The sequence below is a fragment of the Janthinobacterium glycogeni genome (genome assembly GCF_051380725.1).
Classification (GTDB): domain Bacteria; phylum Pseudomonadota; class Gammaproteobacteria; order Burkholderiales; family Burkholderiaceae_D; genus Janthinobacterium.
In genome coordinates, this window is the sequence record NZ_JBNYXP010000012.1 from 118,473 (window position 1) to 141,822 (window position 23,350).

At 63.3% G+C, this 23,350-nt stretch carries 26 protein-coding genes; 6 read left to right on the forward strand and 20 right to left on the reverse strand.

What is annotated here, in order from left to right; all coding sequences use genetic code 11:
• Positions 1-52: 52 nt before the first annotated feature.
• The gene (locus ACQ4W4_RS23185) at positions 53-1,417 is read right to left on the reverse strand and encodes an alpha/beta hydrolase (protein WP_436543943.1); all 1,365 of its coding nucleotides are present in this window, start codon (positions 1,415-1,417) and stop codon (positions 53-55) included.
• Between the two features lie 197 nt (positions 1,418-1,614).
• Between ACQ4W4_RS23185 and argJ the strand changes: the two genes are divergently transcribed.
• From argJ to ACQ4W4_RS23210, 5 genes are all read left to right on the forward strand, one after another.
• Positions 1,615-2,853, forward strand: a complete 1,239-nt coding sequence (argJ, locus tag ACQ4W4_RS23190; protein WP_436543944.1) for a bifunctional glutamate N-acetyltransferase/amino-acid acetyltransferase ArgJ — start codon at positions 1,615-1,617, stop codon at positions 2,851-2,853.
• On the forward strand, positions 2,850-3,731 hold the full coding sequence (locus ACQ4W4_RS23195; protein WP_436543945.1) for an ATP-binding protein: 882 nt from the start codon (positions 2,850-2,852) through the stop codon (positions 3,729-3,731). Before argJ ends, ACQ4W4_RS23195 begins: the two co-directional genes overlap by 4 nt.
• Positions 3,728-4,150, forward strand: coding sequence for an NUDIX domain-containing protein (locus ACQ4W4_RS23200; RefSeq protein WP_436543946.1), 423 nt, complete (start codon positions 3,728-3,730; stop codon positions 4,148-4,150). Before ACQ4W4_RS23195 ends, ACQ4W4_RS23200 begins: the two co-directional genes overlap by 4 nt.
• A gap of 121 nt (positions 4,151-4,271) precedes the next feature.
• Entirely contained in the window at positions 4,272-4,481 is a 210-nt protein-coding gene (locus ACQ4W4_RS23205; protein ID WP_436543947.1) for a FitA-like ribbon-helix-helix domain-containing protein, read from the forward strand.
• Between the two features lie 3 nt (positions 4,482-4,484).
• Complete coding sequence (locus ACQ4W4_RS23210) at positions 4,485-4,901, forward strand: PIN domain-containing protein (protein ID WP_436543948.1); 417 nt, start codon at positions 4,485-4,487, stop codon at positions 4,899-4,901.
• 3 nt (positions 4,902-4,904) lie between these two features.
• On the opposite strand, the gene yacG is transcribed toward ACQ4W4_RS23210, so the two are convergent.
• The 11 genes from yacG to ACQ4W4_RS23265 form a co-directional block, all read right to left on the reverse strand.
• The gene (gene yacG / locus ACQ4W4_RS23215) at positions 4,905-5,096 is read right to left on the reverse strand and encodes a DNA gyrase inhibitor YacG (protein ID WP_034785391.1); all 192 of its coding nucleotides are present in this window, start codon (positions 5,094-5,096) and stop codon (positions 4,905-4,907) included.
• A gap of 18 nt (positions 5,097-5,114) precedes the next feature.
• Positions 5,115-5,870 carry a cell division protein ZapD gene (zapD, locus tag ACQ4W4_RS23220; protein ID WP_070219363.1) on the reverse strand — a complete coding sequence of 252 codons (756 nt, stop codon included), beginning with the start codon at positions 5,868-5,870 and terminating at the stop codon, positions 5,115-5,117.
• A 62-nt stretch (positions 5,871-5,932) separates the two neighbouring features.
• Entirely contained in the window at positions 5,933-6,580 is a 648-nt protein-coding gene (coaE, locus tag ACQ4W4_RS23225; protein ID WP_436543949.1) for a dephospho-CoA kinase, read from the reverse strand.
• Between the two features lie 33 nt (positions 6,581-6,613).
• Positions 6,614-7,483: a prepilin peptidase gene (locus tag ACQ4W4_RS23230; protein WP_436543950.1), complete on the reverse strand. Its 870-nt coding sequence runs from the start codon at positions 7,481-7,483 to the stop codon at positions 6,614-6,616.
• A gap of 159 nt (positions 7,484-7,642) precedes the next feature.
• A complete protein-coding gene (locus ACQ4W4_RS23235) occupies positions 7,643-8,233 on the reverse strand; it encodes a DUF2867 domain-containing protein (RefSeq protein ID WP_436543951.1) in 591 nt (196 codons plus the stop codon).
• 216 nt (positions 8,234-8,449) lie between these two features.
• On the reverse strand, positions 8,450-9,091 hold the full coding sequence (locus ACQ4W4_RS23240; protein ID WP_436543952.1) for a DJ-1/PfpI family protein: 642 nt from the start codon (positions 9,089-9,091) through the stop codon (positions 8,450-8,452).
• 123 nt (positions 9,092-9,214) lie between these two features.
• On the reverse strand, positions 9,215-9,604 hold the full coding sequence (locus tag ACQ4W4_RS23245) for a hypothetical protein (protein WP_436543953.1): 390 nt from the start codon (positions 9,602-9,604) through the stop codon (positions 9,215-9,217).
• Positions 9,605-9,768: 164 nt separating this feature from the next.
• On the reverse strand, positions 9,769-11,112 hold the full coding sequence (locus ACQ4W4_RS23250; RefSeq protein ID WP_436543954.1) for an ABC1 kinase family protein: 1,344 nt from the start codon (positions 11,110-11,112) through the stop codon (positions 9,769-9,771).
• Entirely contained in the window at positions 11,109-11,843 is a 735-nt protein-coding gene (locus tag ACQ4W4_RS23255) for a TetR/AcrR family transcriptional regulator (protein WP_426056198.1), read from the reverse strand. Before ACQ4W4_RS23255 ends, ACQ4W4_RS23250 begins: the two co-directional genes overlap by 4 nt.
• Positions 11,844-12,112: 269 nt before the next feature.
• Entirely contained in the window at positions 12,113-13,309 is a 1,197-nt protein-coding gene (locus ACQ4W4_RS23260; protein ID WP_436543955.1) for a type II secretion system F family protein, read from the reverse strand.
• 73 nt (positions 13,310-13,382) lie between these two features.
• Positions 13,383-14,855 carry a DHA2 family efflux MFS transporter permease subunit gene (locus ACQ4W4_RS23265; protein WP_436543956.1) on the reverse strand — a complete coding sequence of 491 codons (1,473 nt, stop codon included), beginning with the start codon at positions 14,853-14,855 and terminating at the stop codon, positions 13,383-13,385.
• Positions 14,856-15,062: 207 nt separating this feature from the next.
• Here ACQ4W4_RS23265 and ACQ4W4_RS23270 point away from each other — a divergent pair, with 207 nt between their 5' ends.
• Positions 15,063-16,211, forward strand: coding sequence for a hypothetical protein (locus tag ACQ4W4_RS23270; protein ID WP_436543957.1), 1,149 nt, complete (start codon positions 15,063-15,065; stop codon positions 16,209-16,211).
• 68 nt (positions 16,212-16,279) lie between these two features.
• Here ACQ4W4_RS23270 and ACQ4W4_RS23275 read toward each other — a convergent pair whose 3' ends face one another.
• Genes ACQ4W4_RS23275 through ACQ4W4_RS23310 form a run of 8 tightly spaced genes read right to left on the reverse strand, consistent with a single transcriptional unit; the run spans position 16,280 to position 23,343 of the window.
• A complete protein-coding gene (locus tag ACQ4W4_RS23275; RefSeq protein WP_436543958.1) occupies positions 16,280-17,734 on the reverse strand; it encodes a cobyric acid synthase in 1,455 nt (484 codons plus the stop codon).
• The gene (locus ACQ4W4_RS23280) at positions 17,731-18,537 is read right to left on the reverse strand and encodes an ABC transporter substrate-binding protein (protein ID WP_436543959.1); all 807 of its coding nucleotides are present in this window, start codon (positions 18,535-18,537) and stop codon (positions 17,731-17,733) included. The genes ACQ4W4_RS23275 and ACQ4W4_RS23280 overlap by 4 nt, the downstream gene beginning before the upstream one ends.
• Positions 18,534-19,445 (reverse strand): cobalamin-binding protein, encoded by a 912-nt coding sequence (locus tag ACQ4W4_RS23285; protein ID WP_436543960.1) that lies wholly within the window; start codon positions 19,443-19,445, stop codon positions 18,534-18,536. The genes ACQ4W4_RS23280 and ACQ4W4_RS23285 overlap by 4 nt, the downstream gene beginning before the upstream one ends.
• Positions 19,442-20,428 (reverse strand): threonine-phosphate decarboxylase CobD, encoded by a 987-nt coding sequence (gene cobD, locus ACQ4W4_RS23290; protein WP_436543961.1) that lies wholly within the window; start codon positions 20,426-20,428, stop codon positions 19,442-19,444. The genes ACQ4W4_RS23285 and cobD overlap by 4 nt, the downstream gene beginning before the upstream one ends.
• Entirely contained in the window at positions 20,421-21,374 is a 954-nt protein-coding gene (gene cbiB / locus ACQ4W4_RS23295) for an adenosylcobinamide-phosphate synthase CbiB (protein WP_436543962.1), read from the reverse strand. The genes cobD and cbiB overlap by 8 nt, the downstream gene beginning before the upstream one ends.
• A complete protein-coding gene (gene cobU / locus ACQ4W4_RS23300) occupies positions 21,368-21,934 on the reverse strand; it encodes a bifunctional adenosylcobinamide kinase/adenosylcobinamide-phosphate guanylyltransferase (RefSeq protein ID WP_436543963.1) in 567 nt (188 codons plus the stop codon). Before cobU ends, cbiB begins: the two co-directional genes overlap by 7 nt.
• A 7-nt stretch (positions 21,935-21,941) precedes the next feature.
• Positions 21,942-22,574 (reverse strand): cob(I)yrinic acid a,c-diamide adenosyltransferase, encoded by a 633-nt coding sequence (gene cobO / locus ACQ4W4_RS23305; RefSeq protein WP_436543964.1) that lies wholly within the window; start codon positions 22,572-22,574, stop codon positions 21,942-21,944.
• A 1-nt stretch (position 22,575) separates the two neighbouring features.
• The gene (locus tag ACQ4W4_RS23310) at positions 22,576-23,343 is read right to left on the reverse strand and encodes an ABC transporter ATP-binding protein (protein ID WP_436543965.1); all 768 of its coding nucleotides are present in this window, start codon (positions 23,341-23,343) and stop codon (positions 22,576-22,578) included.
• Positions 23,344-23,350 lie beyond the last annotated feature (7 nt).

Genomic DNA, 23,350 nt, shown 5'->3' on the forward strand with positions numbered 1-23,350 from the left:
AGACCGCGGTCTCCGTTTTTTTATGTCCGGCATACCGTGTGCCTGCCCCTGCTCAGGGAAAGGCCCAGTATTGCGGCGCCTGCGCCGGGATGCCTTTCAGGCCGCCGCGGTTTTTTGCCCGCTGTCCCGTCTTGATCATGGTGGCGATGTCGGTCAGCAGGACGCGGTTGCTGGCGAAGTAATCGTGGCCCATGAAATTCATGATGACGGCCGAGGCGTCGACGAGTTCCACGCCGGGTATGCCGACGACGGGCGCACGGATGTCGCCTATCCTGTCCCAGTCGGAAAAACTGTAGGAAGCGCGCATGGCCTTGTCGTTCGCGGACGCGTACAGGGTGGCGGGAAGCTTGAGGCTGGCAAAACGGGGGGCGATCTGCTCGCGGAAGATATCGGCATTGATGTCCGGCGCCGCCAGCACCACCTGCTTGAACAGGGGCCGCAGCTCGGAGCGCTGCTCCAGCAGGCTGGCCAGGGCCACGGTCATCGGGCGGTTGCCCATGCTGTGGGCGATGATGTAGATATCGGTGGCGGACGAGTGCTCGGCGAAATCGGCCAGGAAGGCCTGCAGGTGCGATTGCGTCCACTCGGCCGAGTTTTCATCGAATTCATAGCCGGCCAGGGTGCCTTTCGATGGCCAGCTGTAGAACACGGGCAGGGCGCCGATATCGAGGTCCACCGCCATCTGCGCCGTGCGCCGGGCGGCATCGTCGAAGGAATTGCTGTAGCCGTGGATATAGATGAAGGCGGCGTGCCGTTCCGGGGCGGCCTGTATCCTGGCCTTGACGGTGGCGAGGAAATCCGCGCGCGACAGGCGCACGGTTTCCTTGATCAGCACATATTTTTGCGCATCGTTGCTGGACAGGATGGCATACCAAGGCGGCAAGGGCATCTCTCCTGGCGCTCGTTTTTCAGGAATGCTCACTTGCACGCTGCCATAACTGAGGTAGGGCGCCGCGCGGTTGGGATGCCAGCCATAGCTGTTGCTCTCCAACTGGTACTTCCTGTCGGTGGCGTAGTACACGGTAACTTGCGTGGCGCCCGCCACCCCATCGGCCTTGGCGGGCGGGCCGGTTTTATCCTTGGCGCCGCCGCCACGCTTGCCTAGGTTGCCGAACAGGCCGCCCAGGCCAGACCATGCATTGCTCTCGGGCCAGGTTCCTGATGGCCGTTCCACCTTGACCGGCGGCGGGACGGCGGGTGCCGGAACTTCCCGGGCGGGAGGCGTGGCCTCCGTGGCTGGCGGCGCCGGAGGCAGCTGTTCAGCGGGCGCGGGCAGGGCCGCCTCGTCGGCGGGAACGCCCGGCGTCGTGCATGCCGTTAGCCAGACTGGCAGGCAAAGCAGGCAGAGCATCAGGCGCAGCAGAGAGGAGCGCCCCCGTTTTGCGCCCTGCATTCGATACGATGTGCCATGCGCCATGACATTCTCCCCTGGGCGCTCGTGCCAGACTCGCGATCGTCTGTTCTTCTACCTTAGCGCCGACAGGCGGCATGGTTCTGATAAATCGCAAGCCGGTCCGCTGCGGCGCCGCCGCGACTATTCCCTTGCCGCATGTTCACCCTGGCCGCGAAGGCGCTACAATAGCGCTTCCCTTTTCCCTCGCAGAAGAAATCACCATGGCCGTCAATTCTCCCAAGCCCGTCGCCGCCGACTTGAAAGCCGTCGCCGGCATTGAAATCGGTGTTGCCGAAGCCGGCATCAAGAAACCCAACCGCAAGGATTTGCTGGTATTGAAACTGGCGCCGACGGCCACCGTGGCCGGCGTGTTCACCCTGAACCGCTTCTGCGCCGCGCCCGTGCAAATCTCGAAAACCAACCTGGCGGCAGTGACGGCCGGCGCCGCGCCGATCCGCGCACTGCTGGTCAACACGGGCAACGCGAATGCGGGCACGGGCGAATCGGGCCTGGCTGACGCGCAGGCCAGCTGCGCCGCGCTGGCCGAACTGCTGGGCTGCACGCCGCAGCAGATTTTGCCGTTTTCCACCGGCGTGATCCTCGAGCCGCTGCCCGTGCAGCGCCTGGTCGCCGGCCTGCCGCAAGCCGTGGCCGCGCTGACCTCGGATAACTGGTTCTCTGCCGCCGAAGCCATCATGACCACCGACACGCAGCCGAAGGCCGGCTCGCGCACGGTCACCATCGGCGGCCACGCGGTCACCCTGACGGGCATCAGCAAGGGCGCCGGCATGATCAAGCCGAACATGGCCACCATGCTGGGCTTCCTCGCGTTCGACGCCACCGTGGCCCAGCCCGTGCTGGACCAGCTGGTGAAACAGGCGGCCGACAAATCGTTCAACTGCATCACCATCGACGGCGACACGTCCACCAATGACTCGTTCATGCTGGTGGCCACGGGCGCCGGCAGCCTGGTCATCGATTCGATCGATTCGCCGCACTATGCGGCACTGGCCGCCGCCGTGACCGAACTGTCTACTTTTCTCGCGCAAGCCATCGTGCGCGACGGCGAAGGCGCCACCAAATTCATGACCGTGACCGTGGAAGACGGCCGCAACGTGGAAGAGTGCCGCAAGATCGCCTATTCCATCGCCCATTCTCCGTTGGTGAAAACCGCGTTCTTCGCCTCCGACCCGAACCTGGGCCGCATCCTGGCCGCCATCGGCTACGCGGGCGTGGACGACCTGGACGTGGGCCAGTTGAACCTGTACCTGGACGACGTGTGGGTGGCCAAGAACGGCGGCCGCAACCCGGACTATCAGGAGCAGGATGGCCAGCGCGTGATGCAGCAAAGCGAAATCACCATCCGTGTAAAACTGGCGCGCGGTGATGCCACGGCCACCCTGTGGACGTGCGACCTGTCGCATGATTACGTGTCGATCAACGCCGACTACCGCTCATGACCGGCCTCGATCAATTCCTGATCCGCGCCGAGGCTTTGCTGGCGAGGGTGGAAGCGATCCTGCCGCAGCCGGTGCCCGCACCGGACTGGAACAGCTTTGCCTTCCGCTGGCGCCGCCGGCAGGGCGCCGCCAGCCATCTGCAGGCGGTGGCGCACGTGTCGTCCATCGCCCTGGATGACTTGCACAACATCGGCACGCAGAAAGCGCAGATCGAGCAGAACACGCGCCAGTTCGTCGCCAGTCGCCCCGCCAACAACGTGCTGCTGACGGGCGCGCGCGGCACGGGCAAGTCCTCGCTGATCAAGGCATGCCTGAACCAGTTCGCCGGCCAGGGCCTGCGTCTGATCGAAGTGGACAAGGCGGACCTGGCCGACTTGCCCGACATCGTCGATCTGGTGGCGGCGCGCCCCGAGCGCTTCATTATCTTTTGCGACGACCTGTCGTTCGAAGAGGGAGAAAGCGGCTACAAGGCGCTGAAAGTGGCGCTCGACGGCAGCATCGCCGCGCAATCGGACAATGTGCTGATCTACGCCACCTCGAACCGCCGTCACCTGATGCCCGAACGCATGTCGGATAACAGCAGCTACAAGACGGACGACGATGGCGATTTGCATCCGGGCGAGACGGTGGAAGAGAAAATCTCGCTGTCCGAGCGCTTCGGCCTGTGGCTGTCGTTCTACCCGTTCAAGCAGGACGATTATCTCGATATCGCGGCGCACTGGCTCGCCTCGTTCGGCTGCACGCCGGAGCAGATCGCACAAGCGCGCGGCGACGCCCTGCGCTGGGCCTTGCAGCGCGGTTCCCGCTCGGGCCGGGTGGCGTGGCAATTCGCACGCGATTATGCTGGGAAACTACCTGCGGGAAAGTTGCCGCAATGAGCGAGATGAAAGTGAAACCGGTCGATGTGGCCGTCGGCATCCTGATGAAGCCGAATGGCGACGTGCTGCTGGGCCAGCGTCCGGCCGGCAAGCCGTATGACGGCTATTGGGAATTTCCTGGCGGTAAAGTCGAACCGGGCGAAGCCATTTTGGACGCCTTGAAGCGCGAGTTTGTCGAGGAGCTGGGGCTGTACATCGACAGCGCCGAAGCCTGGTGCGGCGTCGAATATGTGTATCCGCACGCCCATGTGCGCCTGCATTTCTATATCAGCCGCGAATGGCGGGGCGAGCCGCAAAGCCTGGAAGGGCAGGCGTTCGCCTGGCAGGGCACGGTGGGCGTGGAACCCTTGCTGCCGGCCACCATTCCCCTGCTGGAATGGCTCGACGAGGTGCGCCGGGAATCCCTGGCTCCTGCCTGATTGCCACTTGTGCCAGCGGGCAGCACCATGCTGCGTGCTGGCGCAAGCTTTCCTGTGACTTTCCTTGTATCGCGCGCGCTTTGCGCTACAGTGCTTTCATCAAGCACAGGGGGAGTCTCGCATGCCGCTGACACTGACCTTTACCGATACCGATGAATTGCTGATTGCCGCCTTGCACAAGCGTGCCCGCGCGCATGGGCGCAGCATCGAAGACGAGCATCGCGACATCCTGCGCAACGCCTTGCGGCCCCTGCCGAAGCGCCCGCTCGACGACATCTTGCGCAGCATGCCCGACGTGGGGCTGGACGCGGATTTCGAGCGCCGCCCCTGAGTCATGCCCGCTTATCTGGTCGATACGGATGTGATCGTTGCGGCGCGCAAGGGCAGCGCTGCACCGGCGGGCGTGGCCGGTTTTTTCGAGCGGGTAGCGCCGGAGATGCGCTATGTGCCGGTGCAGGTGATCGCGCAATTGCGCGCAGGCATACAGTGCAGCTGGCGGCGCGAAGCGGCGCTGGAAGCACTGGCGCTGGAAGGCTGGCTGGAAGCCGTGCTGGCGGAATATGCGCCGCGGCTGCTGGAGTTCGACCTCGATTGCGCGCTCGTGTGCGCGCGCCTGCATCGCCGTGGTCACGCGCATGGCGTCGATGGGCAGATCGCGGCGATGGGCATCGCCTATGGCTTGACGGTGGTTAGCGGCAGGCTCGACAGTTTCGCGGCGCAGGGGCTACGCCTGGAAAATCCATTCAAATGAAGCTTACTGCGGCTTGTTGTCTTCGTCCGCGAGGGGATCTTCAAATGGATCGGCGGCGGGGATCGTGTATTTCTCTTCGGCCCAGGCGCCCAGGTCGATCTGCTTGCAGCGCTCCGAGCAGAAGGGGCGGTATTTGTTGGCTTCAGTCCATTCGACTTTGGCGGCACAGGTAGGGCAGTTAACGACGGTCATGATGGGGCAAATAAGTAACAGTTAAAAATTACAGAGCGTGAGCTCGAACGGGACATCTTCTTCCAGCGGCTTGGGTTTCAAGTCGCCGCCCTGGGTAGTGAAACGTACCCACAGCATGTATTTGTTGGCGGAAATTTCCGGGATGGCGCCGCTGTTTTCATCGAGGCTCAGGCGCAGCATCTGATACACCTTGCCTTGCAGCATTTGCTGGTAGCTGCCGCCATTGGCGATCAGTTTAACGGGGCCGCCGGAATCGCGCAGCAGGCGCAAGACCAGGGCCAGCGCATCGAACAGGGGCGCCAGCGGGGCGAACCAGGCGTGGATATCGGTCAGGCGCTGCTCGCAGCTGCGCTTTTGCCAGGCGAAGTAGGACGGCAAGTCGAATTCGCAGGCGCCGCCCGGGATGATGGTGCGGCCGCGGATGCTCATCAGCCATTCATTGTCGCGGATATTCTGGCCCGTCTTGCCTTGCGCCGCCACGAGGGCGCCGCTGACACTGTCGAGTTCGCCGAGGATGGCATCCAGGGTTTCTGGCTCCACATTCGGATTGCTGCGGTAGCCCAGCAGGCTTTGGCGCTGGCGCTCGAGTTCCTGCAGCAGGTCGGACTTCAGGTCGGCGCGGCCGGCCACTTCAAGCATATCGAAAATGGTTGCCAAGGCGACATGATGTTGCATTGCATGCTCTTGCTGGATGAAGAACTTGAATTTGTCGTACAGGTCTTCCAGCCGCAACAAGGTACGTATGCGTTCGTTGAAAGGGTATTCGTAGACAATCAAAATAATTCCCTTAAGTAAGGACCTGCAAACAATCCCGTGATTTTGAACCAAGCGTCGACAAATTACAAACGTTGCGGCCCGATTCCGGCCATTCTTTTTGAAAATGCCAGATATAAATCGTGCAACTGGGCAATCTGCGGCGCCAGGGACGCCAAATCGCCATTATTGTCGATCACATCGTCCGCCGCCGCCAGGCGCATGGCGCGCGTGGCCTGCGTGGCCATGATGGCTTTGACTTGTTCTTCCGATAAGCCATTGCGCGCCATCACGCGCGACACTTGCAGGCTTTCCAGGCAATCGATGACCAGTACTCTATTGACCCGCTCCACCCAGCCGCCGGACTCGACCAGCAGGGGCACGGCAAAGATCACATAACTGCCCGTTGCCGCGGCGGCCGCCTCCAGGGTCGCCTGGCGGATGCGCGGGTGCAGGATGGCTTCCAGTTTCGCCTTGGCGGCGTCGTCGGCAAACACGAGGTTGCGCATTTTTGTACGGTCGAGGGCGCCGCGCGCATCGGCGTAGTCGGGGCCAAATTCCGCCACCAGGGCCGGCATGGCCGCGCCATTGGGTGCCGTCAGGCTGTGCGCGATCTGGTCGGTATCGACGATGGAGGCGCCGCGCGCGGCGAACAGGTTGGCCACGGTGCTCTTGCCGCAACCGATGCCGCCGGTGAGGCCGACGCTGAAATAGGGGACGTTTTGTGTTTGCATGTGTTTATCCATAGGGGCGCGGTGCGGCACCGGTCAGCCGCTCAGGCCTGGTATGAGGCGCGACAGGGGCGCGCCGTACAGCAGGGCGATCAGGCCCGCCGCCGCCAGATAGGGGCCGAAGGGAATCGGCTTGTCGCGCCCCCGCTTGGCAAACACGATCAGGCCGATGCCGACCACGGCGCCGACCAGCGACGACAATAATATGATCGTCGGCAGCATGGTCCAGCCCAGCCACGCACCGAGCGCCGCCAGTAATTTGAAGTCACCATAGCCCATTCCCTCCTTGCCTGTCGCCAGCTTGAAGGCCCAATACACGGCCCACAGGGCCAGATAACCGGCGGCCGCGCCGATGACGGCGTCCTGCAGCGGCACGAAGGTGCCGTTGATATTGACCAGCAAGCCGGCCCACAGCAGGGGGAAGGTGAGGTCGTCCGGCAGCATTTGCGTATCGGCATCGATGAAGGTCATGGCGATCAGCAGCCAGGCAAACACGAGCGTTGCCAGGCCCGTCCAGCCGCTGCCGAAGTGCCAGATCAACAGGGCCGACAGCGCGCCCGTCAGCAGTTCCACCAGCGGATAGCGCACGGAGATGGGGGCCTTGCAGGCGCTGCACTTGCCGCGCAGCAGCAGGTAGCTGATGACGGGGATGTTTTCCATGGCCGTGATGCGGTGGCCGCAAGCGGTGCAGTGCGAATGCGGCAGCATCAGGTTGTAGCGGTCCGTATGCGGCAAGGGCAAGCCGCTTTCTTCCGCCACATAATTATCGGATTCGCGCTGCATCATTGTCGGCACGCGGTGGATCACCACGTTGAGGAAACTGCCGACGATCAGGCCGAACAGGGCGGCGACGAGGGCGACGGGCAAATTGCCGGGCGCGGCGAACAGCAGGGTATCTTGCAGCATGGTGGATGGGTCTGAGGTGATGATGTTGCCGCGCAAACATTGCCTGGCATTGCCGCAGTGTAAAACATCTGCCAGCACATGGGGATGTTTTGCGCAGGGTGCTGGAAACGCCTGCGCTGCCGTTAGATGGTCAATATTCGGTGGGCGGCAACAATGAGGTCACCTTTCTGGCTTGCGCTGCACCTTGTCGCGCCGGTTGATCGCGCGTTTTAACAGCGAGCGTGTCAGCAGCTTATGAAACGGCATGATGATAAACAAATAAACTCTTCCAAAGAGATTGTGTATTTTAACCAAGGTTGAAACCGTCACTTCCGATCCCTGCAGACTCGGTTGAATGCTTATCCAGATCCGAAAATCCAGATGCTTGTCGTCACCACCGACGACGACTTCAGTGCCTGTACTGGAAATAATCGGAAACATGCCAATCTTCCCCAGCCCGCGATCGCTAAAGCTGATACTTTTCTTTAGTCCCAACGGTGCGACGATTCCGTTGCGCAAAATAATGAGCCAGGTGAGCATGCGATGCGGTTCAGCGAACACGGCGCGCCCCGCTTGTTCGGCGTCCACGTAGGTTCGATCCCCCTGACCGGCATAGCCGTCGGAGAAATCAATGCGCGTCAATCCTGACGCCGACATGGCTGCCGCCGGTGCGGCAATGAAGAAGACTTTGTTTGCTTCGTTTGTCATGAATAAAACTCTCTCTGTAAAGTGAGTGACGGTCGGACTGCGGTTGTTTTGATTGGCGCGCATGCGAAGTCTGCAAACGTGCACTGGCATACGGAATGCTTGCATCGTGGTCACATGGGCCCGCATGCTCCATCTAAGTAATCCTCAGGAAATTATTGTGAATTTATGACGAACAGAACCGAATGCTATGCAAGACACCCGCTGCGACGCAGTGCGAGCACTGCTAGCAGCGGGCAACACAGCAGAGCGCCGGTTATGGAACTCAGAAATCACAATAATTTATTGGGGGTTACTTAATATTGCGCCAACGCCTGCTTTCGGGGCAATGGCGTCTCGGATACTCGTATCAATTAGTCGTTCATAGATTGCGCTTTGGCCGGCCGGAATAAGTTCTCTGAGTGTTTCTTTACGTTTGTCCCGGCCGAACAAGGCCTCAACGGCCCAACCGACCAGATACACGGCAGACAAACAGCCACCTGCGGTCGCCACATTCCCTTTGCATACCAAGGGCAAATCGAGAACCTCAATTCCCAGGGCTTGCAGTTCCTCTTTGGCATCGGGATGAGTCGTGGCTGGCCCCAATGCCAGCAGACCCAACTTGGCAAGAATGAACGAGCCGGCACAGATCGATCCAATGAGCTGCGTATCTGGATTCAGGGAAAATGCACGCATGAAATCCTGGTTGGCGATGGCGCCTTTCACGCCAACTTTACCGCTGGAAAACAATACAACGTCTGCGTCATTCGCTTCGCTGATGCACCCGTGGGTCTTGATAACCAGACCGTTTGCGGATTGATGTGCTTCCTTTGTCCCCAATATCTTCACTTGCCAGTCCGTCTTATTCCTCCCAAGGATGTCCCACATCAAGAACAAATCCAAATCGGTGAAATGATCAAAAATCACGATGACTATTTTCTTCATGTTGCGCTCCACCGTTTGCGTCGATTCAAAATGAGACCGCGGACGAGCACCACATTTTTTGCGTCCGCAGTTGTGAATAAGTCCGTCAAATATCTGTTTCTGAAGCACTTCATTGGAAAGGCTTCAGTGCTGGCCCGCCAGGACCGTTCTTGCCGACTGCGCGTCGGCTTTCAGTGCGAAGTAGGTCCACATTCCTCCAAGCAGATCTGCGACGCCGAAAAAAACGATCATCGGGCTGGCAAGGCCAATGGCAGCGAAGGTCGTGAAGGCCGCGAACACGAAGAGGCGCGTGTATACCGACGCGACCAGAAACGGCTTGTTTTCGTGCTTGGCTGCGACCCACGCATAGACGCCAATCATGGATACGACAACGCCAAGCAAATGAATCCAGACCTCGGAGGTTGGCGGAATTTGTAAGATCGACAGCAAGAAGTTTGGCGCGACGACTAACACGGGCCCAACGACGAACAAGTAGATGGCGAATACTTTGGCGCTATATGCAGACTTGGACATGTTTTTCCTTTTTGAGAGCGTGCCGACAGGCTTGGGGGGTACTTAGGATCAAGTGCAACACCAGGTGATGGAACGGTGGTGCTCGGATATTGCGCAAGCGCGGCGTGGCTGCTGCCAGGCATGATGAAGACTGCGCATGCCGGATGCAGAAACGTCGTATGCATTCAACGAATCCAGGGGTTGGCGGTGCGCACACGTGCACCGAGGGTTTTGAGAAGCTGGAGCAGGCCTAAATAGGCCCGGTCGACGTAGGGCAGTTCCTCCGGCAAGGACTGCAGGTGCCGAAGTGCCTGGCGCTGATGCTCGGCTGATGGACGTGGGTATGGCGGGTGTTGCGCAAAGTCATACACCGCCACGGTAAACGGCAACTTCTGCCAGGCATGCCGCTCGGCCATTGCCGGCAGCAGTTGCTGGCAAAAGTCCTGCGCATTCAGATTCGGCCCAATCAGGCCCAAGTCCCGATAGGCCTGCTGCATGGCGCCGTGGTCCGCCGGGTCGCGCAACTGTGCCGACCAAAGCGCACTGAGCGCTTGGCAAAAGGCAGCGTCCAGCGCGCGGGTGCAGCCAAAGTCCAGCAGGCCCAGTCGGCCGTCCGGCATGAACAGATAGTTGCCCGGATGCGGGTCGGCCTGCAGGCGGTGCAGCACAAAGGTGCAATGAAAGAAGGCGTCAAACAGCAACTGACCAGCCTGATCACGTGCGGCTTGATCGGGTTCGGTCTGCAACCATTCGTTGAGATGCAGTCCCGGCAGGCGTTGCATGGTCAGCACACGGCGTGTGGTGCGGCCCATTACCGGCTGGGGGATCACCAGGCCCGGCAGCGTGAGATGCTGTGCAAACCATTGCATGGTCTGTGCCTCGTGCAAATAGTCCAGCTCTTCGGCCAGTTTCCGTTCGATGTCATCCATCATGCGCGCGATGATATCGGCTTTGGGCATCATCTCCGAGCGGTCCCCCCAGGCTTGCAGCAGGCTGCGCAGCATACGCATGTCGCTGCCAATGGAGTCCGCCATTCCGGGGTATTGTAGTTTGACGGCCACTGCCAGACCGTCGGTCATGCTGGCGGCGTGGACCTGACCCAGACTGGCGGCGGCAAAGGCGATCGGATCGAATTGCTGGAACAGGGCTTGCGGATCCTGGCCAAACTCCTGGCGCATCACTTTGATCACCAACGCGCGGTTCAGCGGCGTGACCTGATAGTGGGCGCGGGCCAGTTCCTGGCGCATGCCCTCGGGTAGAAAGCCGAGTTCCATGCTGAGCAGCTGCGAGGCTTTGAGTGCCGTGCCCTTGAGCTGGTTCAACGCGGCAAACAGGATGCGCCCGAGTTCCGCCTCATGTGCCACGCGGGCCTGTTCCGTTGTCGTATCGTCGCGCGTCATCGACTTGGCCTTATGGCCCAGGTGGGTCAGCCCGGCCCGCGCCACTGCCATGCCGACAATCGCGCCACGCGAAAGACGCCCGGTACGTGGCAATTGCGCAACTTTGTTCGTCTTGGTCGTGGGCCTCATGAGCGTACCCCGCCCAAGCCGCGGCGGGCCAATTGCAGCAGGTCCAGCAAGCCATTGCCGTCTTGCATCAGGCGCGCCAGCTGGCTGCGCACCAGGAAACCGCCCAGCTCCAGCAGCTTGTCCACCAGACCGCTGCGCAAGGCTAACACCAGCACGCCCAAGCTTAAATCGACCATTTGCGTGGTGTTGGAAAACTGCTCGGAGGTGTCGCGCAGCCAGTACGCAATGACGCCGTACACATAGTCGGCCAACAGTCCGGCCAGGCTGGGCTTGAAGCCGCAAGGCACGATTTCACCGGTCGTCTCGGCCTGCTCCAGCATCTGCAGGAAGGTTTGCTGGAGCAAAGGCTTGCCGGGCAGTTGCTCGCCCAACAGCAGCGTGGGCGCGCGCTCCACCATGCCGCGCGCCAGGCCCACGAATTCGCGGTCGGCCAGCAAACCTTCCAGCAGACTCTCGACCACCAGTTGCAGGCGCTCCTGCAGCGAAAATTCGCTCTGTCCCTGCGTCTGGTCGGCTTGCGCCACCGCGTCTGCAATCGCTTGCTGAAAGTAGGCGGTTACCAGTTTCTCCTTGGTAGGGAAGTATTTGTAGATGGTGGCATCACCCACGTCGGCGGCACGCGCGATCTGCTTCATGGTGGTGCCCTCAAACCCATGCTGGGTCATCAGGTCCACGGCGGTCTGAATGATCAGCCGATGGTTCTTGGCTTGTTGGGCTTTGGAAGTACGCATGATCGAAATTTGAAAAAGAGTGGAATGTCGGGGCGGGGCAAAACAATCAAGTCTGGCCCCACCATGCAAGCAGTGCGACGGCGAGCGGATAGCCCCACCCGGGATTACCTCATGCCCTGCATTGCGATATGAATATACAATACTTGCTATCTATTAATTGAATATATTGTACATCTATTGGATAGTCAACGACTATTCTTTGATAAGAAGGTAGATGTATGACACGCATGGGTGCATGCCGGGTGTCGCTGGTGAACTGCAGGCGGCAGTCAAATCACCGCGCCCAGCTTGAAAATCGGCAAATACAGGGCGATCACGAGGGCGCCGACCAGCACGCCCAGCACCACGATCAGCGCCGGTTCCAGCAGCGCGGAAAGGGTGGTCACGGTGGCGTCGATGTCGGCCTCGATGATCTCGGCCGCGCGCGACAGCATGGCGTCGAGTGCGCCCGATTCCTCGCCGATCAGGGCCAGTTGCGTCAGCAGCGGGGGGAACACGCCGCTGTGCTCCATGGCCAGGGCCAGGCTGCCGCCGGCGCGGATTCCACGCTCGATGCGCGCCGTCGCTTCCTGGTACAGCGCGTGGCCGGAGGCGGCGCCCACCAGGCCGAGCGAGTCGAGCAGCGGCACGCCGGCGGCAAACATGGCGGCCAGAGTGCGCGTCCAGCGCGCAATCGCCGCCTTGCGCAGGAGCGGACCGAAGACGGGCAGGTGCAATGCCCGCAGTTGTGTGTTGCGCCGCAAGGCGGGCCAGCGGCGCCAGGCCAGGTGCAGCAGCAGGCAAGCGAGCACGAGCGCCGCCAACAGCGCCAGCCAGTAGCGGACAACAAAAGCGGACAAGTCCATGACGACCAGGGTGGGCAGCGGCAACGGTGCGCCGAAGCTGTCGAAGACCTGGCGGAAGGCGGGCACGACCACGCTCATGATGATGGCCGTGACGGCGATGGCGACGAGCACGATGAGCAGCGGATACATCAGCGCGCCGCGCACTTGCCGCCGCAGGGCGATGGCCTTTTCCTGGTGCGTGGCCAGGCGCGCCAGCAAGTCCTGCACGATGCCCGCCTGTTCGCCTGCCGCCAGCAGCTTGCAATACAGCTCGTCAAACAGCAGCGGGAACTGGCGAAAGGCTTGCTGCAGGCTGCTGCCCGCTTCGATGTCGTGGCGCAAGTCGCGCATCAGCTCCGTGACGGCGGGTTTGGCGTGGCCCTTGCCGGCGATGTCGAAGGCGTGCAGCAGCGGCACGCCGGCCGCCATCATGGTCGACAGCTGGCGCGTGAACAGCGCGATATCCTTGGGCGTGATGGCCTTGCCGGGCGCGGCGCGCACCGCCTGCACACGGGTGGCGAGGATGCCCTGGCGGCGTAGCGCGCCCTTCGCAGTGCTGGCGTCGGCGGCGCGCAAGACGCCATCGACCGCCTGGCCATGACGGTCCGTCCCCTTCCATGCAAAGCGCCGCTCGGCCGCCATGTGCACCTCCTGCCGTCACGGTAGCAGCGCCGGGCAAAAGCACCAGTGGCGCTTTCGGCAAGCTTGATGTGGCTCAGCCTTTTGTCGTTTGCACTTCCGTCTGCACAACGGCCTGGGCCCTCACGTCGGCCGCATCGTCCTCGTCGCTGTCCGTGCCCTTGCTGATGCTTTCGCCATCGTCGCGGCGCAGGGTCCAGAAGGTCAGCGAGGACAGCACCGTCAGCGCGGCCAGGGTGAGGAAGGCGTGGTGCAGGGCCGTGCTGAGCATGGCGCGATCCGACTGCGGCATGTCGCCCAGGTACCAGCCCGTGATCAGCGAACCGAAGGCGAGGCCAAAGCTCATCGACAGTTGCTGCATCGAGCTGGCGATGGTGCTGGCCATGCTGGAATCGGCCTTGTCAACGTCGGCATACGCGATGGTGTTCATGCTGGAAAATTGCAGCGAATTGAAAAAGCCCATGCACAGGCTGATGCCGACGATCACGTACAGGGGCGTGCCCACGCCCACCTGCGAAAACATGGCGATGGTGATGCCGATCAATACCGTGTTGACGATCAGCACCTGGCGGTAGCCGAAGCGGGCCAGCACGCGCGCGGAAATGAATTTCATGCCCATGGCGGCGGCCGCCGACGGCATCATCAGCAAGCCCGACTGCCAGGCGGGCAAGCCCAGGCCCAGCTGGTACAGCAGCGGCAGCAGGAAGGGCAGGCCGCCCACGCCCAGGCGCGTGACGAAACCGCCCACCACGGAAACGCGGAAGGTGCGGATCTTGAACAGGGTCAGGCGCAGCAGGGGGTGCAGCACTTCGCTCGAATGCCAGGCATACGCGGCCAGCAGGCTGATGGAAATGAACAGCAGCACGGCAAACGAAGTGCCGTCGATGCGGTGTTCGCCGAAGATTTCCAGCAGCCACGACAGCAGCGCGATGCCCGTGCCGAACAGCACCAGGCCGATCAGGTCCAGCGGACGGGGCTTGTCGCCGTAATAGTCGGGCATGTAGCGGTGCGCCAGGTACAGCGCCGCCAGGCCGACAGGCACGTTGACGAAGAAAATCTCGCGCCACGACAGCCAGTGCACGATCAGCCCGCCCACCGTGGGGCCCAGCAGTGGGCCGATCAGGGCGGGGATGATGACGAAATTCATGGCCGCCAGCAATTGCGACTTGGGAAAGGTGCGGATGATGGTGAGCCGGCCCACCGGCATCATCATGGCCGCGCCCACCCCTTGCAGCAGGCGCGCGGCCACCAGCATGGGCGCATTCACGGACAGGCCGCACAGGATGGAAGCGATGGTAAAGATGGCAACGGCGGCGGAAAACACGCGCCGCGTGCCGAAGCGGTCGGCCATCCAGCCGCTGATGGGAATGCACACGGCCAGGCTCAGGATGTAGCTGGTGACGACGGCTTTCAGGCTCAGCGGCGTCACGTTGAGGCTGGCGGCCATGGCGGGGATGGCGGTGTTGACGATGGTGGAGTCGAGTTGCTCCATGAACAGGGCGGTGGCGACCACCCAGGGAAGGTAGCTTTTAATCGGGGAACTGGTCATGGATGCGAGCCTGAGGAGGTAAGACGGAGCCGACAGTACGATGAATTGTCACATAAATGGCGCCCGCGTGCCGCCCGCGCCCCTCATTCTGGCAGCGTACCGGGGGCTCAGTCCATGGAACATTTGTTCTATGGCAATAGATTGAGGGCAAGGCTAGCATGTGTTTTCTGACAGCTCCGGCCTCATCTTTCCCGAAAGTCACACCACATGAAAAATGTACTTACCTTCCTTGTCCTGGGCGCCGCCCTGTCCGCCTGCGGCGGCGGCAGCGATCACGCTGAGCCGGAAGCGCCGGTCACGCCGCCCGTCGTGGTCACGCCCGTCGCCGATCCTGTGACGGTCGCCTCGCAAGCGGTCGCGGCCCAGGCTGGCCTGGCCGTGATCGCCGGTGCCAATGCGGACGAGACGGTGTATGACGTGGCCGCCGATATCGGCGACACGTGGCGCATCACGTTCGACAACGTCAAGAAAACCTACGCCATCCGCGTGCTGTCGACGCAGTTCGGCTTGAGCGACCGCAGCGGCACGTTCAGCGCTGTCACCGTCGGCAATCTCACGACCTATACGGCAACGGATTTCAGCGTCACCGTCGATGCGCGCACGCGTCTTCTGTCGGGCAATATCAAATTGGGTAATATGGCGTCGACCGTCAGCGGCACCGGCTATGCGGTGGGCGACGTGGCCAGGCTGGCCGGCAGCTATATTTTCCTGGGCGCCATGCGCAATGCCTCGAACGGCGGCGACCGTTTCAATCCGAAAGGCAGCCTCAAGGTGGCGGCCGATGGCAGCGCGCAACTGTGTAATGGCGGCGTATTCAATGCACAAGGCGCGTGCTCCGCGGTATCGCCGCAGCTGGAAGCGGAAAACGCCGACCTGACCCTGGTCAAGGATGCGAAAAACGGCTTGCTCGTCGCCCGCCAGGGTGGCCAGGACTTCGGCATCGTGCACGTGCATGCGGGGGACCGGGGGCTGGCGCTGTTCATCGACCGCTACAGCCGCAACCAGCAGAACGTGCTGCGCGTGGGCACCATCGTCGCCGCCAGACAGCAGAAGATCGGCGCGGAAATCAATGGCAGCTATGCCTGTGCGGCGCAGGGTGGCACGACGGGCAAGATCGACATCGCCGGCAATGTAGCGACCATCACAAATAACGGCACGGGCAAGGTGCACGCGGAAAACGTGACCCTGAACAAGCTGGGCCTGGGTGCGCAGGCCGTCGATTTCGATGGCATCGCCGCGCTCAAGGACCCGGCCGACGCGCCGGCCGATTATGCGATGTTCATGCCGCTGTCGTCGAGCATGGCGATCGAGTTTTCGACCGACCGCTCGTACATGGGCATGTGCCTGAAAAAATAGCCGCTGGAGTTTGATCTGATCCAGCAAGTAGGTCGGGTTAGCCGGTACGGCGTAACCCGACATTCCCATCAGCGTGGCAATCGTTCCAGTGCATCCAGCAGCGGCAGCGCCGCATCGGCGATGCGTTCCAGGCTGGCCTCGCGCAGCGCGGCCGTGTCCACCGTGTGGCCCGAGTCCAGCCCTGCCCAGCGCAGCAGCGCCGCACAGGCGGCGGGCGTGTCGAACAGGCCGTGCAAATAGCTGCCGAGGATTTGCCCGTCGTCCGACACGGCGCCTTCCGGCCGTCCATCGATCATGAACGCAGGCTGCCGCAGGGCGGCGCCATGCGAGATACCCATGTGGATTTCATAGCCTGCCACGGATGCATCGGCCGCACCGGAAAACGCGCAGTGGCCGCGCACCTGTTCCAGCCGCTTGTCGCTCGTCAGCTCCGTCACCATGTCGAGCAAGCCCAGAGCCGTTGACTCTCCCGCCACGCCTTCCACGCCCAGCGGATCGTTCACTGACTTCCCCAGCATCTGGAAGCCGCCGCAGATGCCGAGCACCTTGCCGCCGTAGCGCAGGTGTTTCGCCAGGTAGGCGGGCCAGCCCTGCTGCAGCAGCCAGGCCAGGTCGCCGCGCGTGTTTTTACTGCCGGGCAGGATCACCAGATCGGCCGGCGGAATCGGCTGCCCAGGTTTGATGAATTGCAGGTCGATATCGGGGTGGGCGCGCAGCGCGTCGAGATCCGTGTGGTTGCTGATGCGCGGTAGTTGCGGCACCACCACCTTGAAGGCGCCGCGTTCGGCCTGCATCGCTTCGACGGCGTCTTCCGCGTCGAGGAACAGGCCTTGCAGATAGGGCAGCACGGCCAGCACTGGTTTGCCCGTCTGCTGTTCCAGCCACTCGATGCCGGGGGCAAGCAGCGAGATGTCGCCGCGGAAGCGGTTGATGACGAAGCCGAGGATGCGCGCCCGTTCGCTGTCGGACAGACACGCCAGGGTGCCGATGATGTGAGCGAAAACGCCGCCCCGGTCGATGTCGGCCACCAGGATCACGGGGCAGTCGACGGCTTCGGCAAAGCCCATGTTGGCGATGTCGCGCGCGCGCAGGTTGACTTCGGCGGGGCTGCCCGCGCCTTCGACGACGACAGTGTCGTACTGCCGGCGCAATCGCGCGTAGGATTCGAGCACGGCGCCCATGGCGATGGTTTTATATTGCTGGTAATCGCGCGCATCCATCTCGGCGCGCACCTTGCCGTGGATGATCACTTGCGCACCCGTGTTCGACGACGGTTTCAATAGCACCGGATTCATGTCCGTGTGCGGCGCGATGCCGCAGGCCAGCGCCTGCAGGGCTTGCGCGCGGCCGATCTCGCCGCCGTCGCTCGTCACCGCGCTATTCAAGGCCATGTTTTGCGGCTTGAACGGCGCTACCGTCACGCCACTGCGCTTCAACAAGCGGCACAGTGCCGCGACGACGGTGCTCTTGCCCGCGTCGGAGGTCGTGCCTTGCACCATCAGGACGGGAAAGGGGATGTTCATGGCTGGCGCTCCTGCTGCTCTTGCCACCGCGCGATGATGTCGCTGATCTGGCGCAAGCCCTCCGTGATGGCAGCCGGACCGGGAGACAGAATGTCGGGAGACCTGATCTCGAACAGCATGTCATTGCGCACTGCGGGAATCGCATCCCAGCCCGGGCGCGCCGCGAGTTGCGTCGGCTGGAACTTCTTGCCGCACCAGCTGGCGAGGATGATGTCGGGCGCGCGTGCGACCACGTCATGGGAATCGGCGATGATGCGTTCCTTTGCGCCGGGCTGCCGGGACAATTCCGGGAAGGCATCCGTGCCGCCGGCGATCTCGATCAGTTCCGCCGCCCAGCCGATGCCGCTCATCAGCGGATCGTTCCACTCCTCAAAGTAAATCACGGGCTTGCGCGTCCACGACATTGCGCGGGTCCGGGCGGCGGCGATGTCCGCGCGCAGGCTGGCGATCAGCAGTTTACCCGCTTCCTCGCGCTGCACCAGCGCGGCCAGCACGGCGATCATGCGCAGGATCCCGTCGACCGTGCGCTGGTTGAACTGGTGTACTTCGATGCCGGCCTTCACCAAGTCGCGGCAGATATCGGCCTGCATGTCGCAAAAGCCGATCACAAGATCCGGTTCCACTGCCAGGATGCGTTCCAGGTTCGTGGACGAAAAGCCGCTGATCTTGGTTTTTTCCTCGCGTGCGCGGGGAGGGCGCACGGTAAAGCCGGAAATGCCCGCGATGACGTCTTCCGCGCCCAGCGCATACAGGGTTTCCACGGCTTCCGTCGACAAACAGGCAATGCGCCGGTAATGACTCATGGTGCGGCCTTGGCTGCGGGAGCATTGCGGCGCTGGCGGGCCACTTCCAGCTGTTCGCACATGGCTGCCGTGCCTTCGATCATGCGCGGGCCGGCGCGGTTCAGCAGGTCGCCATTCAGGCGGAACAAATTATTTTTGCGCACGGCCGTCATCGACGGGAAGGCGCGCCACATGGCCAGGCCGCCTTCGCTGCGCGGGTCGCTCTTTTCGCTGGTGCCGAAGATGACTTCCGGGTCTTCCTGCAGCACGCCTTCCGGCGTGACGACGGGCGCCACCACCTTCATCGCGGCAAACACATTCCGGCCGCCGCATACGCGCATCGAATCGCTGATGATGCTCGCGCCGCTCAAGGTATATAGAGGCTTGTCCCACACCTGGTAAAACACGCGCACGGGCGGGCGCTGTGCGTATTGGGCCGTCAGGCTGGCCAGCTTGGCGCGCAGCTTGGCGGCGGCCGGCTTGGCGGTTTTTTCCGTGCCCATCAGCTGGCCCAGGCGCTCCATGCTGTCGGGGATATCGGCCAGCTTGCGCGGTTCGCTGTGATAGATGGGCACCTTCAGCTGGCGCAGCATGGCGATCTGGCGCTCGGCGCTGCCATGCATCCAGACGACGATCAGGTCCGGCTTCATGGCGATGATGCGTTCCATGTCGTACTGGCGGTTGTCGCCCACTTGCGTGATCTTCTTGGCCGCTTCCGGGTAGTCGCTATAGCTGACGACGCCGGCGATCTTGTCGCCGCCACCGGCCGCGAACAGCAATTCCGTGACGTGCGGCGCCAGCGCCAGGATGCGCTGCGCCGGCTTTTCCAGGGTGACGGTATTGCCGTCGTCGTCGCGCACGGTGATGGCGGCATGCGCCTGCAGCGAGATCAATCCGGCCAGCAGCAGTGCTGTTTTCAAGTGGTTCATGTGTGCTTCCATGTGGTGAGAGCCTGCTGCAGGCGCAGCCAGGCGTGTTCGTCGGGGGGCAGGCCCAGGCGGATGCCATGGGCCGCGTGGCGGAACAGGCGCACCCAGATGCCCGCTTCCGCCATGTGGCGCCAGAACGCTTCGGCGCGTGCTTCCGGCCACCATTGAAACAGCGCCGTGCCGTTGCTGGCAATGCCGTGCGCGGCCAGTAACTGGTGCAGGCGTTCGCCTTCGCTGCGCAGGCGTTCGCGCATGGCGCCTTGCCAGTGCGTGTCGCTCAGGGCGGCCCGCGCCACCTGCTGCGCCGGGCCGCTGACGGCCCATGGTCCCAGTAGATCGGCCAACTGGGCCAGCAGCGGGGGATGCGCGGCGACAAAGCCCAGGCGCAGTCCCGCCAGGCCAAAGAATTTGCCGATGGAGCGCAGCACGATCAAGCCTGTCCGATGCGTATGGGGGCCGAGACTGGCCTGCGCTTCCGTGTCGCCAAACGCTTCATCGACCACCAGCCAGCCGCCGCGCGCGGCCAGCCTGCCGGCCCATTCCAGCAGCAGTGCGGGTGCGATGCGCTCGCCCGTCGGATTGTTCGGGTTGCAGACCACCAGCACGTCGCAGTGGCCGACGGCATCGGTCAGCTGCGCATACGGCACTTGCCGTAGTTGATGGCCGTGCTGACCCCAGTGGTGCGCATGTTCCGCATACGACGGCGCGGCCACCGCCACGCGCGACGGTGGCCGCAGCCGGGGCAGTGCCTGGATGGCCGCCTGCGTGCCGGCCACGGGCAGCATGGCCGGCGCGTCGTAATACGCGCAGGCGATGGCCGCCAGCGCGGGATCGGCTTCCGGCAGCCGGTGCCAGGCGTTGGCGTCGGGTGCTGGCGCTGCATACCAGTGCGGATTGATGCCCGTCGACAGGTCGATCCAGTCGGCGATGGGCCGGCCGTATTCGCGCGCGGCGTCGCGCAGGTTGCCGCCATGTTCAAGCAAGATAGGTCTCCCGCAGGTAGGACAGGCCAGCGAGCAGCGCTACCCAGATCAGCCACAGCACGGCCGTTTCGGCCACCAGGCGCCAGGCGCGGTCGATATCGCGCGCTTTGGCGGGACGGCCGGCGCCCAGCGGCGGACGCTGCTCCAGCGCGCCGTCGTAGATGGCGTCGCCGCCGAGGGCCAGGCCCAGGGCGCCGGCGCCGCTGGCCATCACGGGCCCCGCGTTCGGGCTGCCCCAGTCGGGGGCCTGCGTGCGCCAGCAGTGCCAGGCGCGCTGCTTGTCCGCCATGCTCTTGCCCAGCAAGACATAGGACAGTGCCGTCAGGCGCGCCGGCAGGTAATTGAGGAGGTCATCGATGCGCGCGGCGCAGCAGCCGAACCAGTCGTAGCGTGCGTTGCGGTAGCCCCACATGGCGTCGAGGGTATTGGCCAGCCGGAATAGCACGGCGCCGGGGCCGCCCGCCACGGCAAACCAGAACAGGGTGCCGAAGACGGCGTCATTGCCGTTTTCCAGCAGCGACTCCGTGCTGGCCTTGGCCAGGCTGGCCGCATCGGCGTCGGCCGTGTCGCGGCTGACGATGCGCGCCGTCAGCAGGCGCGCGCTGTCCAGGTCATCGATGGCCAGGGCGTCGGCGATGGGCTGGTTGTGGTCGCGCAGGCTGCGCAAGCCGAGGCAGAGATACAGCAGGAAGACGTGGAGGGCGGCACCGGCCAGGCCGCACAGCCAGTAGGCGGCATAGCTGATCGGCAGTACGGCCAATGCCCATGCCAGCACGCCGCGCAGGAAACGCCCACGGCCCCGGTTCAGCAGACGCTCGAGCGCGCTCGCGAGACGGCCAAAGCCCACCAGCGGATGCCAGCGGCGTGTTTCGCCCAGCAGCATGTCGAGCAGCACGCCGGCCGTCATCAAGGCGGCCAGCATGGGCAGCGACAAGCCGCTCAGCATGGGCTGCCTTTCAGGTGCAGCGGCAGGCCGGCGGCGATAAAGACGGCCTTGTCGCACACGGCCGCCACGGCCTGGTTCAGGCGGCCCGCTTCATCGGTGAAGCAGCGCGAGATGGCGCCGTAGGGCACGATGCCCATGCCCACTTCGTTCGAGACGAGCACAATGTCGCAACCGCTGTCTTCGATTTCGGCCAGCGCGTACAGCAGGTGCGCGCGCTCGCTGTGGAACAGTTCGGGCAGGGCGATGTCGCCCACGTCCGGGTAAGTCGCGCCGCCGGAAAACATCAGATTCGTCAGCCACAGGGTCAGGCAGTCGACCAGCAGCAGGCGGCCGGGCCGTGCTTCGCGCAGGAGGGCGTCGCCCAGGCGCAGCGGCTCTTCCAGGGTGGTCCACTCGGCCGGGCGCTGGGCGCGGTGATGTTTGACGCGCGTGGCCATCTCTACATCGCCCGCTTGCGCGGTGGCGATGTAGAGCACTTCCTTGCCCGACTCGCGGGCCAGCTTTTCCGCATAGGCGCTCTTGCCGGAACGGGCGCCGCCGAAGACCAGGGTGCGCGTCATGGCGCTGTTACCACTCGGTGCCGATTTGTGCGCCGATGCCGGCCGCATACGCATGCTTGACGACGGCCATTTCGGTGACGGTGTCGGCGATGGCGATCAATTCGTCCGGTGCGCCACGGCCCGTGATGACCACGTGCTGCATGGCCGGGCGTTCCAGCAGGTCGGCGATGACCTTGTGCACGTCGAGATAGTTGTATTTGAGGGCGATATTGAGTTCGTCGAACAGCACCAGGCCGTAGCTGGGGTCTGCCAGGAAGGTTTTCGCCTGCTCCCATGCCAGTTCGGCTTTTTCGATGTCGCGTTCGCGGTTCTGCGTTTCCCAGGTATAGCCTTCGCCCATCGCATGAAAACTGATTTCGTCGGGGAAGCGGCGCAGAAATTTCTCCTCGCCCGTCGACATGGCGCCCTTGATGAACTGCACCACGCCGACCTTCATGCCGTGGCCCATGGCGCGGATGGCCATGCCGAAGCCGCTCGAACTTTTGCCCTTGCCATTGCCTGTGTTGACGATGATGATGCCGATTTCCTTGTCGGCCTTGGCGATGGCCGCATCGATGATGGCCTTCTTGCGCTCCATGCGCACGCGGTGGCGCTCGTTGATGGCGGCGGTGTCCGCGTCGATGTTCTTCTTGTCGCTCATGTCAGTGCTCTTTCGGTATGAATATCTTGCGTTTGCCGTGATCGATGATGTCGATCGGGTGGCCCAGGTAGTCGCCCAGGATGGGCGCCTGCATCACGTCGGCCACGGGACCGGCCAGCCAGCCGCCGTCGCCCATCAGCAGCAGCGCATGGGTCGAGACGCGGTGCGCCAGGTTCAGGTCATGCCCCACCATCACCACGGTTTTATTCTGCTCGCGGCACAGTGTCGACAGCAGGCCCATGACGCTGACCTGGTGGGCCAGGTCCAGCGCATTGGCCGGTTCGTCCAGCAGCAGCAGGGGCGTATCCTGCGCCAGCATGGCGGCGATCGCCACGCGCTGGCGTTCGCCGCCCGACAGGCTGCGCACGTCGCGCTCGGCCAGGTGCTCCACTTCCATCGAGACCAGCGCGGCCAGGGCGATGCGCTGGTCGTCGCTGCCTTCCCAGTAATGGTTGTCGTGATACGGATGGCGCGCCGACAGCACCGTTTCGATGACGCGGTACGAGAACGCGTCGTGGCGCGCCTGTGCCAGGAAGGCCCGTTCGCGCGCCAGTGCTTCCAAGGGCCAGTCGACCAGGGCGCGGCCCTGTATCGTCACGTGGCCCGCATCCGGTTCGCGCAAGCCGGCCAGGGTGCGCAGCAAGGTGCTCTTGCCGGCGCCATTGCGGCCGATCACGCTCCAGCATTCGCCATCCCTGATGTGCCAGGTGAGGTTTTCCACGAGGGAGCGCGTGCCTGCCTTCAGGCCGAGTTGGTAGGTACGTATCATACTTTTT

Bases quoted from the DNA above. Each gene is read 5' to 3' on its own strand.
- ACQ4W4_RS23185 (WP_436543943.1), bottom strand. From the start codon at position 1,417: ATGGCGCATGGCACATCGTATCGAATGCAGGGCGCAAAACGGGGGCGC.
- argJ (WP_436543944.1), top strand. From the start codon at position 1,615: ATGGCCGTCAATTCTCCCAAGCCCGTCGCCGCCGACTTGAAAGCCGTC.
- ACQ4W4_RS23195 (WP_436543945.1), top strand. From the start codon at position 2,850: ATGACCGGCCTCGATCAATTCCTGATCCGCGCCGAGGCTTTGCTGGCG.
- ACQ4W4_RS23200 (WP_436543946.1), top strand. From the start codon at position 3,728: ATGAGCGAGATGAAAGTGAAACCGGTCGATGTGGCCGTCGGCATCCTG.
- ACQ4W4_RS23205 (WP_436543947.1), top strand. From the start codon at position 4,272: ATGCCGCTGACACTGACCTTTACCGATACCGATGAATTGCTGATTGCC.
- ACQ4W4_RS23210 (WP_436543948.1), top strand. From the start codon at position 4,485: ATGCCCGCTTATCTGGTCGATACGGATGTGATCGTTGCGGCGCGCAAG.
- coaE (WP_436543949.1), bottom strand. From the start codon at position 6,580: ATGCAAACACAAAACGTCCCCTATTTCAGCGTCGGCCTCACCGGCGGC.
- ACQ4W4_RS23230 (WP_436543950.1), bottom strand. From the start codon at position 7,483: ATGCTGCAAGATACCCTGCTGTTCGCCGCGCCCGGCAATTTGCCCGTC.
- ACQ4W4_RS23235 (WP_436543951.1), bottom strand. From the start codon at position 8,233: ATGCGCGCCAATCAAAACAACCGCAGTCCGACCGTCACTCACTTTACA.
- ACQ4W4_RS23240 (WP_436543952.1), bottom strand. From the start codon at position 9,091: ATGAAGAAAATAGTCATCGTGATTTTTGATCATTTCACCGATTTGGAT.
- ACQ4W4_RS23245 (WP_436543953.1), bottom strand. From the start codon at position 9,604: ATGTCCAAGTCTGCATATAGCGCCAAAGTATTCGCCATCTACTTGTTC.
- ACQ4W4_RS23250 (WP_436543954.1), bottom strand. From the start codon at position 11,112: ATGAGGCCCACGACCAAGACGAACAAAGTTGCGCAATTGCCACGTACC.
- ACQ4W4_RS23255 (WP_426056198.1), bottom strand. From the start codon at position 11,843: ATGCGTACTTCCAAAGCCCAACAAGCCAAGAACCATCGGCTGATCATT.
- ACQ4W4_RS23260 (WP_436543955.1), bottom strand. From the start codon at position 13,309: ATGGCGGCCGAGCGGCGCTTTGCATGGAAGGGGACGGACCGTCATGGC.
- ACQ4W4_RS23265 (WP_436543956.1), bottom strand. From the start codon at position 14,855: ATGACCAGTTCCCCGATTAAAAGCTACCTTCCCTGGGTGGTCGCCACC.
- ACQ4W4_RS23270 (WP_436543957.1), top strand. From the start codon at position 15,063: ATGAAAAATGTACTTACCTTCCTTGTCCTGGGCGCCGCCCTGTCCGCC.
- ACQ4W4_RS23275 (WP_436543958.1), bottom strand. From the start codon at position 17,734: ATGAACATCCCCTTTCCCGTCCTGATGGTGCAAGGCACGACCTCCGAC.
- ACQ4W4_RS23280 (WP_436543959.1), bottom strand. From the start codon at position 18,537: ATGAGTCATTACCGGCGCATTGCCTGTTTGTCGACGGAAGCCGTGGAA.
- ACQ4W4_RS23285 (WP_436543960.1), bottom strand. From the start codon at position 19,445: ATGAACCACTTGAAAACAGCACTGCTGCTGGCCGGATTGATCTCGCTG.
- cbiB (WP_436543962.1), bottom strand. From the start codon at position 21,374: ATGCTGAGCGGCTTGTCGCTGCCCATGCTGGCCGCCTTGATGACGGCC.
- cobU (WP_436543963.1), bottom strand. From the start codon at position 21,934: ATGACGCGCACCCTGGTCTTCGGCGGCGCCCGTTCCGGCAAGAGCGCC.
- cobO (WP_436543964.1), bottom strand. From the start codon at position 22,574: ATGAGCGACAAGAAGAACATCGACGCGGACACCGCCGCCATCAACGAG.
- ACQ4W4_RS23310 (WP_436543965.1), bottom strand. From the start codon at position 23,343: ATGATACGTACCTACCAACTCGGCCTGAAGGCAGGCACGCGCTCCCTC.